Annotated in this window: 14 protein-coding genes; 7 read left to right on the top strand and 7 right to left on the bottom strand. The window is 61.7% G+C overall.

Features of this window, described 5'->3' with window-relative positions; genetic code table 11:
* Positions 1 to 3: 3 nt before the first annotated feature.
* From ACEN84_RS28005 to ACEN84_RS28025, 5 genes are all read left to right on the top strand, one after another.
* Positions 4 to 1260, top strand: coding sequence for an ABC transporter substrate-binding protein (locus tag ACEN84_RS28005; RefSeq protein WP_130281319.1), 1257 nt, complete (start codon positions 4 to 6; stop codon positions 1258 to 1260).
* A 191-nt stretch (positions 1261 to 1451) separates the two neighbouring features.
* Positions 1452 to 2387, top strand: coding sequence for a carbohydrate ABC transporter permease (locus tag ACEN84_RS28010; RefSeq protein WP_130281315.1), 936 nt, complete (start codon positions 1452 to 1454; stop codon positions 2385 to 2387).
* 4 nt (positions 2388 to 2391) lie between these two features.
* Positions 2392 to 3222, top strand: a complete 831-nt coding sequence (locus ACEN84_RS28015; RefSeq protein WP_112711028.1) for a carbohydrate ABC transporter permease — start codon at positions 2392 to 2394, stop codon at positions 3220 to 3222.
* A 4-nt stretch (positions 3223 to 3226) separates the two neighbouring features.
* On the top strand, positions 3227 to 4285 hold the full coding sequence (locus ACEN84_RS28020; protein WP_413712479.1) for an ABC transporter ATP-binding protein: 1059 nt from the start codon (positions 3227 to 3229) through the stop codon (positions 4283 to 4285).
* 109 nt (positions 4286 to 4394) lie between these two features.
* The gene (locus ACEN84_RS28025) at positions 4395 to 5084 is read left to right on the top strand and encodes a metallophosphoesterase (RefSeq protein ID WP_413712506.1); all 690 of its coding nucleotides are present in this window, start codon (positions 4395 to 4397) and stop codon (positions 5082 to 5084) included.
* Here the strand turns inward: ACEN84_RS28025 and ACEN84_RS28030 are convergent.
* Together ACEN84_RS28030 and ACEN84_RS28035 are read right to left on the bottom strand one after the other, a co-directional pair.
* The gene (locus tag ACEN84_RS28030; RefSeq protein WP_112711314.1) at positions 5081 to 6703 is read right to left on the bottom strand and encodes an ABC-F family ATP-binding cassette domain-containing protein; all 1623 of its coding nucleotides are present in this window, start codon (positions 6701 to 6703) and stop codon (positions 5081 to 5083) included. The genes ACEN84_RS28025 and ACEN84_RS28030 overlap by 4 nt on opposite strands.
* Positions 6704 to 6786: 83 nt before the next feature.
* Complete coding sequence (locus ACEN84_RS28035; RefSeq protein WP_413712480.1) at positions 6787 to 8388, bottom strand: inorganic phosphate transporter; 1602 nt, start codon at positions 8386 to 8388, stop codon at positions 6787 to 6789.
* Between the two features lie 163 nt (positions 8389 to 8551).
* On the opposite strand from ACEN84_RS28035, the gene ppk2 reads away from it, so the two are divergent.
* Complete coding sequence (gene ppk2 / locus ACEN84_RS28040) at positions 8552 to 9466, top strand: polyphosphate kinase 2 (protein ID WP_112711025.1); 915 nt, start codon at positions 8552 to 8554, stop codon at positions 9464 to 9466.
* Between the two features lie 78 nt (positions 9467 to 9544).
* Here ppk2 and ACEN84_RS28045 read toward each other — a convergent pair whose 3' ends face one another.
* From ACEN84_RS28045 to ACEN84_RS28060, 4 genes are read right to left on the bottom strand one after another with little or no spacing between them, the layout of a single operon-like run.
* A complete protein-coding gene (locus ACEN84_RS28045) occupies positions 9545 to 10588 on the bottom strand; it encodes a sulfate/molybdate ABC transporter ATP-binding protein (protein ID WP_130281308.1) in 1044 nt (347 codons plus the stop codon).
* A 10-nt stretch (positions 10589 to 10598) separates the two neighbouring features.
* Positions 10599 to 11471, bottom strand: coding sequence for a sulfate ABC transporter permease subunit CysW (gene cysW, locus ACEN84_RS28050; protein WP_112711023.1), 873 nt, complete (start codon positions 11469 to 11471; stop codon positions 10599 to 10601).
* Entirely contained in the window at positions 11461 to 12318 is an 858-nt protein-coding gene (cysT, locus tag ACEN84_RS28055; protein ID WP_112711022.1) for a sulfate ABC transporter permease subunit CysT, read from the bottom strand. Before cysT ends, cysW begins: the two co-directional genes overlap by 11 nt.
* An 8-nt stretch (positions 12319 to 12326) precedes the next feature.
* A complete protein-coding gene (locus ACEN84_RS28060) occupies positions 12327 to 13352 on the bottom strand; it encodes a sulfate ABC transporter substrate-binding protein (protein ID WP_413712481.1) in 1026 nt (341 codons plus the stop codon).
* Positions 13353 to 13654: 302 nt separating this feature from the next.
* On the opposite strand from ACEN84_RS28060, the gene ACEN84_RS28065 reads away from it, so the two are divergent.
* Positions 13655 to 14692, top strand: a complete 1038-nt coding sequence (locus ACEN84_RS28065; protein WP_413712482.1) for a porin — start codon at positions 13655 to 13657, stop codon at positions 14690 to 14692.
* Here the strand turns inward: ACEN84_RS28065 and ACEN84_RS28070 are convergent, their stop codons facing one another.
* Complete coding sequence (locus tag ACEN84_RS28070; RefSeq protein ID WP_130281300.1) at positions 14693 to 15148, bottom strand: PTS sugar transporter subunit IIA; 456 nt, start codon at positions 15146 to 15148, stop codon at positions 14693 to 14695.
* Positions 15149 to 15180 lie beyond the last annotated feature (32 nt).

Below are 15180 nucleotides of genomic sequence, written 5' to 3' on the forward strand. Positions count from 1 at the left end.
AGCATGAAAAGACTGATAACCGCTACGCTCTTCGCCACCATGATGGCAGGAACAGCCTTCGCCGACACGACGCTGAAACTCGTCGAAGTCATCACCAGCCCGGAGCGCACCGAGACGCTGAAGTCGATCGTCGGCAAGTTCGAAGCCGCCAATCCAGGCACCAAGGTCGAGATCATCTCGCTGCCCTGGAACGAAGCCTTCCAGAAGTTCGCAACCATGGTTTCGGCCGGCGATACGCCCGATGTCATGGAAATGCCGGACACCTGGCTGTCGCTCTACGGCAATAACGGCATGCTCGAAAGCCTCGAGCCCTATCTCGCCAAGTGGGAACACACCAAGGACCTGACGCCGCGCGCTCTCGAGCTCGGCCGCGACGTCAAGAACACCGCATACATGCTGCCCTACGGCTTCTATCTGCGCGCCATGTTCTACAACAAGAAGCTGCTCGCCGAAGCCGGCGTCAAGGAACCGCCGAAGACGATGGAGGAGTTCACCAAGGCTTCCGAAGCCGTCTCCAAGATCTCGGGCAAGTACGGCTACTGCATGCGCGGCGGTCCGGGCGGCCTGAACGGCTGGATGATCTTCGCCGCCTCTATGGCCGGCTCCAACAAGTATTTCAACGACGACGGCACCTCGACCATGAACAGCGAAGGCTGGGCCAAGGGTCTGGAATGGATGGTCGATCTCTACAAGAAGGGCTACGCGCCGAAGGATAGCGTCAACTGGGGCTTCAACGAAGTCGTGGCTGGCTTCTACTCCGGCACCTGCGCCTTCCTCGACCAGGATCCGGACGCCCTCATCGCCATTGCCGAGCGCATGAAGGCCGAAGACTTCGGCGTCATCCCGCTGCCGAAGGGCCCGGATGGCAAGTCCTTCCCGACCATCGGCTATGCCGGCTGGTCGATGTTCACGACGAGCCAGAACAAGGACCTCTCCTGGAAGCTGATCGAAACTCTCGAAAGCCCGGATGGCAACATCGAGTGGAACAAGAAGATCGGCGCTCTGCCGGCCTATACGGCAGCCGAGAAGGATCCGTTCTACGCCGGTGACCAGTTCAAGGGCTGGTTCCAGGAACTCGCCGACAAGGACACCGTCCCGACCGTCATGCCGACCTACCTCGAAGAATTCGCCTTCTTCAAGGACTCGCTGGCGATCAAGACCTCGCAGCAGGCTCTTCTCGGCGACATCTCGCCGAAGGACCTTGCCGACCAGTGGGCTGATTACCTGACCAAGGCTCAGCAGAAGCATCTGGCGAAATAAATCGGGTGGGCTCCGAACCAGGAGCCCCCTCATCCGCCTGCCAGCACCTTCTCCCCATTGGGGAGAAGGGGTTTTGCGGCAACCTTTCCGTTCCCTTTTCCCCTCGGGGAGAAGGTGGCCCATCGGGCCGGATGAGGGGGGCCGTGCGCGCAGCAGGTTAATGGTGTAAACACACGGAAAGCCGACCACCGATGACTATGACCGCCGATACGCTCGATAGACGCCGCGACCGCAGGCCGTGGCTGAAGCGTCTCGCCGATGCCTCGGAACCCTATCTCTATAGCGCCCCTTCGCTGATCCTCATCATCGGCGTGATGATGGTGCCGCTGGTGATCGGGATCTCCTATGCGTTCCGCGACATCCAGCTCCTCAATCCTTTCTCCGGCGGCTTCATCGGGCTCGAGCATTTCCGCGACCTTTCCAAGGACGCCGCCTTCTACGGCGCGCTCAAGAATACGCTGTGGTGGACCGGTGCTTCCGTCATCCTGCAGTTCGTCTTCGGCCTGATCCTCGCGCTGTTGCTCGACAAGCCGTTCTGGGGCAGGGGCATCGTTCAGGCGTTGGTCTTCCTGCCCTGGGCCGTGCCGTCCTTCCTCGCCGGCCTCAACTGGGCCTGGCTCTTCAATCCGGTCATCGGCCCGATCCCGCACTGGCTCTATGCGATGGGCCTGATGAGCGAGCCGGGCAACATTCTGTCCGACCCTCAGTATGCGATGTGGGGACCGATCATCGCCAATGTCTGGTGGGGCATTCCGTTCTTCGCGATCACGCTGCTTGCCGCCCTGCAGGCGATCCCGCGCGATCTCTACGAGGCGGCCTCCATCGACGGCGCAGGCTGGTTTCAGCGCTTCGGCTCGATCACCCTGCCGTTCCTGGCGCCGACGATCGCCATCACCGTGCTGCTGCGCACCGTCTGGATCTCGAATTTCGCCGACCTGATCGTCGTCATGACCGGCGGCGGCCCGGCGGACCGCACGCAGATCGTTGCGAGCTACATCTTCACCCAGGCCTTCAAGCGGTTGGATTTCGGCTATGCCTCGGCGATCGCTCTCGTCCTGCTCGCGCTGCTGCTCGCCTATTCGATGCTGATCATCCTGCTGCGGCAGACCCTGCTGAACAAGGATTGAGACCATGAAGCGATCCGTCATCCCCACTATCGCGCATCGTCTGGCAATCCTTTGCTACATCCTCTTTGCGCTCTTCCCGCTCTTCTGGCTCCTGAAGGTTTCGGTGACGCCGAACGATCTTCTCTATTCCGAAGGCGTTCGCATGTGGCCGTCGCGCACGACCTGGGAGCACTATTCCTTCGTCCTGCAGCACAGCGCCTTTCCGACCTTCTTCAAGAACAGCCTGATCGTCTCGGCCTCTACCGCGATCACGGTTACGATCTGCGCCTCGCTCTCCGGCTATGCGCTGTCGCGCTTCAACTTCCGGGCAAAATACTGGATCGTGGCGCTGATGCTGCTGACCCAGATGTTCCCACTCGTCATGCTCGTCGCGCCGATCTTCAAGATCCTGACGCCGCTGCATCTGACGAACAGCCTGACGGGTCTGGTGATCGTCTACACGGCTTTCAACGTTCCCTTCGCAACCTTCCTGATGCAGTCCTTCTTCGACGGCATTCCGAAGGATCTGGAAGAGGCGGCGATGATCGACGGCGCGACGCAGTTCACGGCGTTCCGGCAGATCATCCTGCCGCTGACGCTACCGGGGATCGCGGCGACGCTCGGCTTCGTCTTCACCGCGGCATGGAGCGAGCTGCTCTTCGCGCTGATGCTGATCAACGGCAATGATGCGGCGACTTTCCCGGTCGGGCTTCTCACCTTCGTTTCGAAATTCTCCGTGGATTTCGGGCAGATGATGGCGGCGGGCGTCATGGCGCTCATTCCGGCCGGTCTCTTCTTCCTGCTCATCCAACGTTATCTTGTGCAGGGCCTGACGGCCGGCGCGGTCAAGGGTTAAACACATGGCATCGATCGATATGCAGAACGTCAAGAAGGCCTATGGCCACGTGCAGGTGCTGCACGATGTCGACCTCAAGATTGGCGACGGCGAATTCGTCGTCCTCGTCGGCCCGTCCGGCTGCGGCAAGTCCACGCTGTTGCGCATGATCGCCGGCCTCGAGGATATTTCCGGCGGCGAAATCCGCATCGGCGGCAACCGCGTCAACGATCTGCACCCGAAGGACCGCGACATCGCCATGGTGTTCCAGTCCTACGCGCTCTACCCGCACATGAATGTCGCGGGCAACATGAGCTACAGCCTGAAGCTCCGGAAGACGGCCAAGGAAAAGATCGCCAGCGCTGTAGGCTCCGCAGCCTCCAAGCTCGGCCTCGATCCGCTGCTGGAGCGCCGCCCGAAGGCATTGTCCGGCGGCCAGCGCCAGCGCGTCGCCATGGGCCGCGCCATCGTGCGCCAACCGAAGGCGTTCCTGTTCGACGAGCCGCTGTCGAACCTCGACGCGCGCCTCCGCGAACAGATGCGCGCCGAAATCAAGAAGCTGCATGGCGACCTGAAGGCAACCTCGATCTACGTCACTCACGACCAGATCGAAGCCATGACGCTAGCCGACCGCATCGTCGCCATGCATGGCGGCGTGGTGCAGCAGGTCGGCAGCCCGCTGGAACTTTACGACCGCCCAGCAAACCTGTTCGTCGCCGGCTTCATCGGCTCTCCGGGCATGAATTTCCTCGACGCGACCTATGAGAATGGCGGCGTAAAGCTGAAGGACGGCACGATCGTTCCGCTTTCCGCACCGCTATCCGTCGCCAACGGCGCGACGGTCACGCTCGGCATCCGTCCCGAGCATGTCGTCATGTCATCCGATGGCAACGGCATGAGTGCCGATGTCGAACTCATCGAACCGACCGGCTTCGGCATCATCCTGCACCTGTCGCTGCACGGCCTGCCGTTCAAGGTCTTCACGCTGAACCGCGAAGCGCTCTCGGCCGGCCCGAAGGTGAACGTCACCTTCCCGGCGCAGCACCTGCATGTCTTCGACGAGGCGGGCAACCGGGCGAGCTGACGCACGCGGTTGCAGCTTTGAAACACATGTTGCACTCTCCGGCTTCAGTCGACCGGAGAGCGAAATGCTTTTGGCACAGATATCCGACATCCATGCAAGCCCGCGTTCAATGGGTCTCGACCGGCTTGGCGAGGCTGTGGAGTGGGTCCGTGGCCTGCGCCCCGATCTCGTCGTCATAACCGGCGATCTCGTCGATGATGGATGGCGGGAAGGCTACCGGGCGGTGGGCGATATGCTGCGAGGCCTCGATTGCGCGGTCCATATCCTACCCGGAAACGGTGATTGCCAGGAGACGATGTCTCGCGAATTGCCGGAGTTCTGTGCAGTGGGCCAGCCGATGCATTTCAGCTGTGCCCAGGCAGGCCTCACATTCCTCGGTCTCGATGTCACCGTATCCGGTGCCAGCCATGGAGACGCGGCTCCCCATCTTGCCTGGCTGCAAAACGCGCTAGCGGCCGCGAACGCACCTTCCATGATCTTCATGCATCAGCCGCCGGTCGAGACGGGTATCGCGCTGCTGGACGCGATGATGTGCAGAAAAGCGGATGCGCTTGCCGAGGTTTTGGGAGGTGCGAACAGCGCCGTGCTGGCAATATTATGCGGACACGTTCACCGCCCTGTTTCCGGCAGGCTAGGCACCACGCCAGTTCACATCTGCGGCTCGCTCTGCGAGCCCAATCCGCTTCTGCTTGAGGGCCGGCCAACGCCTGCGTTGACCGACGCTCCCTCTTTCGCGATCTGTGAGATCGAGCGCGGGCATTTGCGTCACCACACGATCTCGCTCCGAGCGCGAAATTAGCTCCGCAGACCCGGCGCTTCCTGGCCGGTGCGCTCGACATATTCCGTATAGCCGCCGCCATACTGGTGGATGCCATCAGGCGTCAGTTCCAGGACGCGGTTGGAGAGTGCTGCCAGGAAGTGGCGGTCGTGCGAGACGAAGAGCATCGTGCCTTCGTAATCGGCGAGCGCCTTGATCAGCATTTCCTTGGTGTCGAGGTCGAGATGGTTGGTCGGCTCGTCGAGAACCAGCAGGTTCGGCGGGTCGAACAGCATCTTGGCCATCACCAGGCGGGCCTTTTCGCCGCCCGAGAGGACGCGGCACTTCTTTTCGACATCGTCGCCGGAGAAGCCGAAGCAGCCTGCCAGCGCACGAAGCGGCGCCTGACCGGCGAGCGGGAAGGAATCCTCCAGCCATTCGAGGACCGTACGCTCGCCATCGAGCAGGTCCATGGCGTGCTGGGCGAAATAGCCCATCTTGACGCTGGCGCCGAGCGCGACGCTGCCCTGATCGGGGTCAGTCGAACCGGCGACGAGCTTCAGGAGCGTCGACTTGCCGGCGCCGTTGACGCCCATGATGCACCAGCGCTCCTTGCGGCGGACCATAAAGTCCAGGCCTTCATAGATACTGCGGCTGCCGTATTTCTTGTGAACGTTCTTGATGTTGATGACGTCTTCGCCCGAGCGCGGTGCGGGCAGGAATTCGAAAGCGACCGTCTGGCGGCGGCGCGGCGGCTCGACGCGTTCGATCTTGTCGAGCTTCTTGACGCGGCTCTGCACCTGGGCGGCATGCGAGGCGCGGGCCTTGAAGCGCTCGATGAACTTGATTTCCTTGGCGAGCATCGCCTGCTGGCGCTCGAACTGCGCCTGCTGCTGCTTCTCGTTCTGCGCCCGCTGGTTTTCGTAGAAGGCGTAGTCGCCCGAGTAGCTGTTGAGCGAACCGGCGTCGATCTCGATGATCTTGGTGACGATGCGGTTGAGGAATTCGCGGTCGTGCGAGGTCATCAGCAGCGCGCCGTCGAAATTCTTCAGGAAGTCTTCGAGCCAGATCAGGCTTTCGAGATCGAGATGGTTCGACGGTTCGTCGAGCAGCATCACGTCCGGACGCATCAGCAGGATGCGGGCGAGCGCCACGCGCATCTTCCAGCCGCCGGACAACTTGCCGACATCGCCGTCCATCATTTCCTGCGTGAAGCTCAGACCGTCGAGCACTTCGCGGGCGCGGCCTTCCAGCGCGTAGCCGTCGAGCTCTTCGTAGCGGGCCTGCACTTCGCCGTAGCGCTCGATGATCGCGTCCATCTCGTCCATGCGATCGGGGTCGGACATGGCGGCTTCGAGATCGCGCAGTTCGGCGGCGACTTCGCTGACGGGGCCGGCGCCCTCCATGACTTCGGCAACGGCGCTGCGGCCGGACATCTCGCCGACATCCTGGTTGAAATAGCCGACGGTCATGCCCTTCTCGACGGAGATCTGACCTTCGTCCGGCGTCTCGTCGCCGGTGATCATGCGAAACAGCGTCGTCTTGCCGGCGCCGTTCGGGCCGACGAGGCCGATCTTCTCGCCCTTGTTGAGCGCGGCGGATGCCTCGAGATAGAGAATGCGGTGGCTGTTCTGCTTGCTGATATTTTCGATGCGGATCATGGGAAAGCGGGTACCTGATAAGAAGCTGCGGCGCGCTTATCATGCGCCGCAGCATTTGTCGCGGTTTTCCTTCGTCAGGAGCCTTAGAAGACCTGGCGAAGGATGATGAAGAGCACGAAGGCGATGGCGATCGAGGCCGGCAGCGTCAGCACCCATGCCATCAGCATGTTGCGGACGGTCGACCATTGCAGGCCGGAACCGTTCGCCGCCATCGTCCCGGCAACGCCGGATGAGAGCACGTGCGTCGTCGAGACCGGCAGGCCGAGATGGTCTGCCGCGCCGATCGTGACCATGGCGACGACTTCGGCGGCGGCGCCCTGGCCATAGGTCAGGTGCGTCTTGCCGATCTTCTCGCCGACGGTGACGACAATGCGCTTCCAGCCGACCATGGTGCCGAGGCCGAGGGCGAGTGCCACGGCGACCTTGACCCAGAGCGGGATGAACTTCGTCGCGTTGTCGACAGCATTATGGTAGTTGGTGACAGCCTGCAGATCGGCTGCATCCATTGGCAGCAGCTTCTGCTTGTCGATCAGCTTCAGCGATTCACCGATAAGATAGATGTCGTTGCGAACGTTGCCGACGATGTTGGTCGGAACGGCCTCGACCGTCGGGAAACCGGCGATTTCGGCGCTCGTCTGATGAATGAACTGCTGCAGGGCAGGCGTCGTGGCGTCCGTCCAGGTCTTGGTCTTCACCGCATTGCTGACTTCGGCTTTGTAATCGGTGACGGTGACGCCGGGCTTGACGTATTTGCCGAGCGCGGTTTCGACCTGCGCCGAGGCCTGCTTGTAGGCTTCGAGATAGTTGACGTCAGGCGTGCGGTTCAGCGCGAAGGCCGTCGGAACCAGACCGATGAGGATCAGCATGATCAGGCCCATGCCCTTCTGGCCGTCGTTGGAGCCATGGGCGAAGCTGACGCCGGTGCAGGTGAAGATCAGGATTGCCCGGATCCAGAGCGGCGGTGGCTGGTTGCCTTTCGGCTCCTCATAGAGCTCCTTCTTGCGTACAAGGAACTTCATGACGAGGAGAAGCACGGCCGAGAGAGCGAAGCCGATCAGCGGAGAAATCAGCAGCGACAGGCCGATATTGGTCGCCTGCGACCAGTCGACACCGCTGGTGGCGCTTCCCGCCGGGGCGAGAAACTGGTTGGCGAGGCCGACGCCGATGATCGAGCCGACGAGCGTGTGCGAGCTGGAGGAGGGCAGGCCGAGATACCAGGTGCCGAGGTTCCAGAAGATCGCCGCAATCAGAAGCGCAAATACCATGGCGAGGCCCGATCCCGAGCCGACCTGCAGGATGAGCTCCACCGGCAGAAGTGCCAGAATGCCGAAGGCGACGGCGCCCGTCGATGTCAGCACGCCCAAGAAGTTGAAGAAGCCGGACCAGATGACGGCAAGCTCGGCGGGCATCGAGCGCGTGTAGATGACGGTGGCGACGGCATTCGCCGTGTCATGGAAGCCGTTGACGAACTCGAAGCCGAGCGCAATCAGCAGCGCAAGGCCAAGCAGGATCCACGGAACCGCGGAGGCTTCGGTCAGATCGCGGCCGAGCGCATAGGCGACATATCCAAGGCCGCAGAGAAGAATGACGAGAAAGACCGGCACGAACCACTTGCCTGCACTCGACGAATGCAGCGGGTGCTTACCGGACTCAGGCAACAGGTGATCGGGGGCAATATCAGCCATGTCCTTGTCCTTTCATGGAAAAGCAACCAAAACTACGTCCGCCCCGTGAACCTTGCGTGACACAACTTTGCGGTATCTCCGGCGGCCTTCCTCGCGCGGCTCGCATTGTCACATTACTGTCGTCAAACCCTGTTGATGTGGCGCCGATCAGAGGGACAGGACCATGACTCAGGAAGAAATCGACCAGCTCCGCCGCATCAAGGATGAGATTGCAGACAGTTTCGACGAGGAACTGGAAATGCAGATGGAGGAGGACCGGCTGGACGAGCTGGTCGCCGAGAACATGCCTGGCGGCCTTGAGGATGTGCTCGACCGCAAGACCTATTTCCGCGAACTCTTCCGTCTCCAGCACGAGCTGGTGAAGCTGCAGGACTGGGTGCAGCACAAGAAGCTGAAGGTCGTCGTGCTTTTCGAAGGCCGCGATTCAGCCGGCAAGGGCGGTGCCATCAAGCGTGTCACGCAGCGTCTGAACCCGCGCGTCTGCCGCGTCGTCGCACTTCCGGCGCCGACCGAGCGTGAGCGGAACCAGTGGTATTTCCAGCGCTACGTCCCGCATCTGCCGTCGGCAGGCGAAATGGCGCTCTTCGACCGCAGCTGGTACAACCGCGCCGGCGTCGAGCGTGTGATGGGTTTCTGCACCAAGGATGAACTCGACGAGTTCTTCCGTTCGGTTCCCGAATTCGAGCGCATGCTCGTGCGCTCCGGCATCATCCTCGTCAAATACTGGTTCTCGATCACCGACGAGGAGCAGGAATTCCGCTTCCGCATGCGCATCCAGGATCCGCTGAAGCAGTGGAAGCTGTCGCCGATGGACCTCGAAAGCCGCGTGCATTGGGAAGAATACACCAAGGCCAAGGAAGAGATGCTGGAATATACCCACATCCCCGAGGCGCCGTGGTGGGTCGTTCAGGCGGTCGACAAGAAGCGCGCCCGCCTCAACATGATCAACCACCTCTTGAAGCAGATCCCCTATGAGGACGTGCCGAAAGATCACGTCGTCCTGCCGCCGCGCGTGCGTCACGACGATTACTCGCGCGTTCCGGTTCCGCCGGACATGTATGTTCCGGAAGTCTACTGAATGTGAGAGCGGGCGGCCTCGCCGCCCGCAGCCGTTGCGGATGCTCGGGACAGGCCCAAGCATGACGGCGTAGAGTGTTCAGCCCTTCCTGAATAGCTTCCAGCGCGTCGGCCGGAAAGCGATATGCTTGCTGTCGAGAACTTCGGTGTGCGAGGGCGGAACTTCCAGCTCGATATGCTGATGCGCGGTACCGATATCGATTTCGATATGCCGTGTCCCGGCAACGCGGCGGCTGGAGGCCAGCTTGCCGGGAATGCCGCCGCGGTTTGCGTCCAGCAGTTCGATGTCGTGCGGGCGGAAGTAGAGCTGGGCCTCGCCATCAGGCTCCCCATCCGCCTTCAGGCCGAGCGTGCGGCCCTCGAACAGAATGTCGCCATTGGCGATCTTTACGTTCAGACAGTTGGACTGGCCGACGAAGCCGAAGACGAAGGGTGAGTTTGGCCGGTCGTAGACTTCATCCGGCGTGCCGACCTGCTCGATCGCGCCCTGGCTCATGACGACGACGCGGTCGGCGAGTTCCATCGCTTCGTCCTGGTCGTGGGTGACGAAGACGGTCGTATGGCCGGTGCGGTCATGGATTTCGCGAAGCCATTTGCGCAGGTCCTTGCGAACCTGGGCGTCGAGCGCGCCGAAGGGCTCGTCGAGCAGCAGCACGTTCGGCTCGACCGCCATGGCGCGGGCGAGCGCCACGCGCTGGCGCTGGCCGCCGGATAGCTGCGCCGGATAACGCTTCTCAAGGCCGGAGAGCTGCACGAGGTCGAGCAGCTCGAGCGCCCGCTTGCGGATCTCGGCCTTCGGCGGACGGCGCGCGCCGCTGCGGACCTTGAGGCCGAAGGCGACATTGTCGAGCACCGTCATGTGGCGGAACAGCGCGTAATGCTGGAAGACGAAGCCGATATTGCGCTGCTGTACCGTCTTCTTCGAGGCATCCTCGTCGCCGAAGAACACCTTGCCGTCAGTCGGGCTTTCGAGACCTGCAATCAAACGCAGCAGCGTCGTCTTGCCGGAACCGGAAGGACCGAGCAGCGCGATCAGCTCGCCCGAGCGGATATCGAGCGAAACGTCGTGGAGCGCCGGAAATCGGTCGAATTCCTTGCGTATGTTTTGAACGCGAACTTCCATTCTCAATCCTTCAGTGCCGCCGGCTGGCGGCGATTTCCGCGCTGTATCGCATTTCGAGCAGCGTCTTCAAAACAAGGGTCACAAGGGCAAGCAGGGCAAGCAAGGTCGCGACGGCAAATGCGCCGGTGAAATTATACTCGTTGTAGAGGATTTCCACCTGCAGCGGCATGGTGTTGGTCTGGCCGCGGATATGGCCGGAGACGACCGAGACGGCGCCGAATTCGCCCATGGCGCGCGCGTTGCAGAGCAGCACGCCGTAGAGCAGACCCCATTTGATGTTCGGCAGCGTGACATGCCAGAAGGTCTGCCAGCCGCTGGCGCCGAGCGACAGCGCCGCCTCTTCATCCGCTGTCCCCTGTTCCTGCATCAGCGGGATCAATTCGCGGGCAACGAAGGGAAAGGTGACAAACATGGTGGCGAGCACCAGACCCGGAACGGCGAAGAGGATCTTGATGCTGTGGGCATCGAGCCATTTGCCGAGATAAGTATTGGCGCCGAACAGCAGCACGAAGACCAGGCCCGAAATAACCGGCGAGACCGAGAAGGGCAGGTCGATCAGTGTCGTCAGGAACGCCTTGCCCTTGAACTCGAATTTGGCGATCGCCCAGGCGGCGGCGACGCCGAAGACCAGGTTCAGCGGCACGCTGATACCGGCGACGATCAGCGTCAGCCGGATCGCCGAGAAGGTTTCCGCATCCTGCAGCGCTTCAAAAAAGGCGACGACGCCCTTGCGGAAGGCTTCGACGAAGACTGCCGCCAGCGGCAGGAAGACCATCAGCAGCAGGAAGAGCAGCGACAGGAAGATCAGGCTCCAGCGCGCCAACCGGCTTTCGGTGACGACGGAGCGGACTTTGGGGGCGGCGGTGGCCGTATCAAGCGCCATGTCCGTACCTCCGTCTGCGCCAGCTCTGGATCAAGTTTATGACGAGCAGCATGGTGAACGAGATGATGAGCATGACGGCGGCGATCGCCGTGGCGGCCGCGTAATTATACTCTTCGAGCTTGATGACGATCAGAAGCGGCGCGATCTCGGACTTGAACGGCAGGTTGCCGGCAATGAAGATGACCGAACCGTATTCGCCGACGCCGCGCGCAAAGGCGAGCGCAAAGCCCGTCAGCACCGCCGGCGCAAGGCCGGGCAGCAGGACGCGGGTGATCGTCTGGAAACGGTTGGCGCCGAGCGTCGCCGCGGCTTCCTCCACTTCCCTGTCGATCTCTTCCATGACCGGCTGAACCGTGCGCACCACGAAGGGCAGGCCGACGAAGATGAGGGCGACCACGATACCGGCGGGAGTGAAGGCGATCTTGATACCGAGCGGCGTCAGGAATTGGCCGATCCAGCCGTTCGGTGCATAGAGCGTCGTCAGCGCGATACCGGCCACTGCCGTCGGCAGCGCGAAGGGAAGATCGACCATGGCGTCGATGATGCGCTTGCCGGGAAAGCGGTAGCGTACCAGAACCCAGGCGAGGATGACGCCGAAGACGGCATTGATGCAGGCGGCGACAAAGGCGCCGCCGAAGCTGATGCGAAGCGCATTGACCGTACGCGGATCGAGCGCGATCGACAGGAATTTCTGCCAGCCGAGCTCGCTCGAGCGCCATGCAAGGCCCGATAGCGGGATAAGGATCAGAAGGGTGAGCCAGGTCAAGGTTAAGCCGAGCGCCATTCCGAAACCCGGAATGACACTCGGCCGCTTGAACCGCCACCGCGCGTGGCTATGTGCGTTCATGAACTCTATTATTGGGCCGGCTTGTAGATCTGGTCAAATACCCCGCCGTCGGCGAAGAACTTGGGCTGAGCTTCCTTCCAGCCGCCGAAGTCGTCAATGGTGGCGAGCTTCAGATTGGGGAAGCGGGCGATATCTGCCTTGTCGGCGGCTTCCGGCTTGATCGGACGGTAGTAGTGCTTGGCAGCAATTTTCTGGCCTTCGTCCGAATAGAGATAATTGAGGTAAGCCTCGGCAACCTTGCGGGTGCCCTTCTTGTCGACGTTGCCGTCAACGATCGCAACCGGCGGATCGGCGCGGATGGAGAAGCTCGGGGTGACGATCTCGAACTGGTCGGGGCCGAGTTCTTCGAGCGAGAGATAGGCTTCGTTTTCCCATGCCAGCAGAACGTCGCCGAGACCGCGCTGGACGAAGGTGGTGGTCGCGCCGCGCGCACCGGTATCGAGAACCGGAACGTGCTGCAGAAGCTGGGTCACATATTCCTGTGCCTTGCCTTCATCGCCGCCATTCGCCTGCTTGGCCCAGGCCCAGGCCGCCAGGAAATTCCAGCGGGCGCCGCCCGAGGTCTTCGGGTTCGGGGTGATGACCTGGACGTCGTCCTTGACGAGATCGCCCCAGTCCTTGATGCCCTTCGGATTGCCCTTGCGCACCAGGAAGACGATCGTCGAGGTGTAGGGCGTCGAGTTGTTCGGGAACTTGGTCTTCCAGTCTGTCGGGATCTTGCCGGTCGCCTTGGCGATGGCATCGATATCGCCTTCGAGAGCGAGCGTCACGACATCGGCTTCGAGACCGTCGATAACCGAGCGGGCCTGGGCGCCGGAGCCGCCGTGGGAGGCCTGGATGGTGACCGCTTCACCGGTATCCTTCTGCCACTTGGCAGCGAAGGCGGCGTTGAAATCCTTATAAAATTCACGCGTCGGGTCGTAGGACACATTGAGAAGCTGCTGGTCGGCAAATGCCGGCGCAACGGCGCCGATTGCTACGCTGCCGGCGAAGACCGCGGCGGCGAGAAGCCGTGTGATCCGAGTTGACTGCATGAAAACCTCCTTCGTTTCTGCGTAAACTCTATCAACTTGGTCGTATAATGAAACGAAAGTTCTTCTGTTTAAAGAGCTGCTTTCTGGAATGTCGTTTCATTTACATTCAGTTTCTGAAACGGACGTACCGGGCTTGACCTGCAGACCGGCCATACCCCGCGGTGTGCCAATAATGGCACACGGTATGAGATAGGTGTCAGGGAAATGAAACAAATACGGTCATTCGCCCGATCGCTTCCTACATGAGGCCTTGCCGACTGCAACTGCGGCATTGCCCCACCCTGTCGAAGGGATCGATCGACATGCATATCAAGACCGTCCTGTTTGCCTCCGCCGCGGCCCTTGCTGCCGTTTCCGGCGCCCACGCTGCCGACGCCATCGTCGCGGCCGAACCTGAGCCCGTGGAATATGTCCGCGTCTGCGATGCCTATGGCAGCGGGTATTTCTACATTCCGGGTACTGAGACCTGCCTCGCGATCGGCGGTTACCTCAGAAGCGAAGTCCGCTTCGGCGATGCGGCCAACAATGACGAGGACTGGAGCTTCTTCAACCGCGCCCAGGTGACCTTCAGCTCGAAGAGCGACACGGAATATGGCACGCTGACGGGCGTCATCACCTACCGCATCGAGTATCAGGGCGGCGAAAGCGATCCGACGCTCGATGAAGGCTATATCGAGCTCGCCGGCTTCCGCTTCGGCAAGCAATATAGCTGGTGGGATGACGATGCGACCGGCGAGACCGACATTCTCGCCAGCAACGAGACGACGATGAACTCGATCCGCTATCAGTATGAGAGCGGCGACTTTGCCGCCGGCATCTCGCTCGACGAGATCGGTACCAACTACATCCACTCGGAACCCGGTTCTTTCGGCGGCAACGATCTCGGCATCGCCAGCCAGGTCTCCGGCAAGTTCGGCGCCGTGACCGGCTACCTGCTCGCAGGCTATGACACCGATGAGAACAACGTCGCGATCCGCGCCATCGTCTATGCCGATCTTGGCCCCGGCACGCTCGGCCTCTATGGCGTCTGGACGAGCGGCATCAACTATTACTACGAGGCATCCGAATGGACCGTCGGCGCCCAGTACGAATACAAGCTGACCGACAAATGGGCGGTGACGCCGGGCTTCCAGTATTTCGGCAATGTGATTGCCGATGCCGATGACGACGGCGTTGCCGATGGCGGCGGCTACAGCAACCGCGATGCCTGGGCGGCCGGCGTAACCGTCGATTACAAGGTCGTCGAGGACCTGAAGGCCAAGCTCAGCCTGCAATATCGCGACGAAGACGACGGCGATGACGGCATCTTCGGCTTTATGCGTCTGCAGCGGGACTTCTAACTAGGGCCGAGAGTCGGCGATGAAGTCGGAATAGAGCTCGTCGGCGCTGCGCGCCTTGCGCATCGATTCCAGCACGCCAGGCGCTTGCAGGCGCCGGGCGATGGCGGCGAGCACATTGAGATACTCGCCGCGATTGTTTTCGCCGAAGAGCAGCATGAAGGCGATATCGGTCTTGATGTCGTCGATCGCCTCGAAATCGAGGGGATGGGCGAAGCGGATGAGCAATCCGCGCGGGCTCGTCATGCCGGGGATCGCCGCATGCGGAACGGCGATGCCGTTACCGATCCCCGTCGAGCCGAGGCTTTCGCGGCTTTCGAGCGCGCGGATGATCGGCTGCTCCTCGATCGCGAAGGCCTTGCCGGCCTTTTCCGCCATGGCCTGCAGGGCGCGCCACTTGGTTGCTGCGGAAACGCCGATGAAGGTGTGTTCCGGCAGGATGATATCAGCGAGATTCATGTCATTTCCATAGATGTTCGCAGAAGCGGCGG

This window comes from Rhizobium sp. Rhizsp82, assembly GCF_047325115.1.
GTDB lineage: Bacteria > Pseudomonadota > Alphaproteobacteria > Rhizobiales > Rhizobiaceae > Rhizobium.

Coding starts and splice junctions, on each gene's coding strand:
- ACEN84_RS28005 (WP_130281319.1), top strand. CDS start 4: ATGAAAAGACTGATAACCGCTACGCTCTTCGCCACCATGATGGCAGGA.
- ACEN84_RS28010 (WP_130281315.1), top strand. CDS start 1,452: ATGACTATGACCGCCGATACGCTCGATAGACGCCGCGACCGCAGGCCG.
- ACEN84_RS28015 (WP_112711028.1), top strand. CDS start 2,392: ATGAAGCGATCCGTCATCCCCACTATCGCGCATCGTCTGGCAATCCTT.
- ACEN84_RS28020 (WP_413712479.1), top strand. CDS start 3,227: ATGGCATCGATCGATATGCAGAACGTCAAGAAGGCCTATGGCCACGTG.
- ACEN84_RS28025 (WP_413712506.1), top strand. CDS start 4,395: ATGGGTCTCGACCGGCTTGGCGAGGCTGTGGAGTGGGTCCGTGGCCTG.
- ACEN84_RS28030 (WP_112711314.1), bottom strand. CDS start 6,703: ATGATCCGCATCGAAAATATCAGCAAGCAGAACAGCCACCGCATTCTC.
- ACEN84_RS28035 (WP_413712480.1), bottom strand. CDS start 8,388: ATGGCTGATATTGCCCCCGATCACCTGTTGCCTGAGTCCGGTAAGCAC.
- ppk2 (WP_112711025.1), top strand. CDS start 8,552: ATGACTCAGGAAGAAATCGACCAGCTCCGCCGCATCAAGGATGAGATT.
- ACEN84_RS28045 (WP_130281308.1), bottom strand. CDS start 10,588: ATGGAAGTTCGCGTTCAAAACATACGCAAGGAATTCGACCGATTTCCG.
- cysW (WP_112711023.1), bottom strand. CDS start 11,471: ATGGCGCTTGATACGGCCACCGCCGCCCCCAAAGTCCGCTCCGTCGTC.
- cysT (WP_112711022.1), bottom strand. CDS start 12,318: ATGAACGCACATAGCCACGCGCGGTGGCGGTTCAAGCGGCCGAGTGTC.
- ACEN84_RS28060 (WP_413712481.1), bottom strand. CDS start 13,352: ATGCAGTCAACTCGGATCACACGGCTTCTCGCCGCCGCGGTCTTCGCC.
- ACEN84_RS28065 (WP_413712482.1), top strand. CDS start 13,655: ATGCATATCAAGACCGTCCTGTTTGCCTCCGCCGCGGCCCTTGCTGCC.
- ACEN84_RS28070 (WP_130281300.1), bottom strand. CDS start 15,148: ATGAATCTCGCTGATATCATCCTGCCGGAACACACCTTCATCGGCGTT.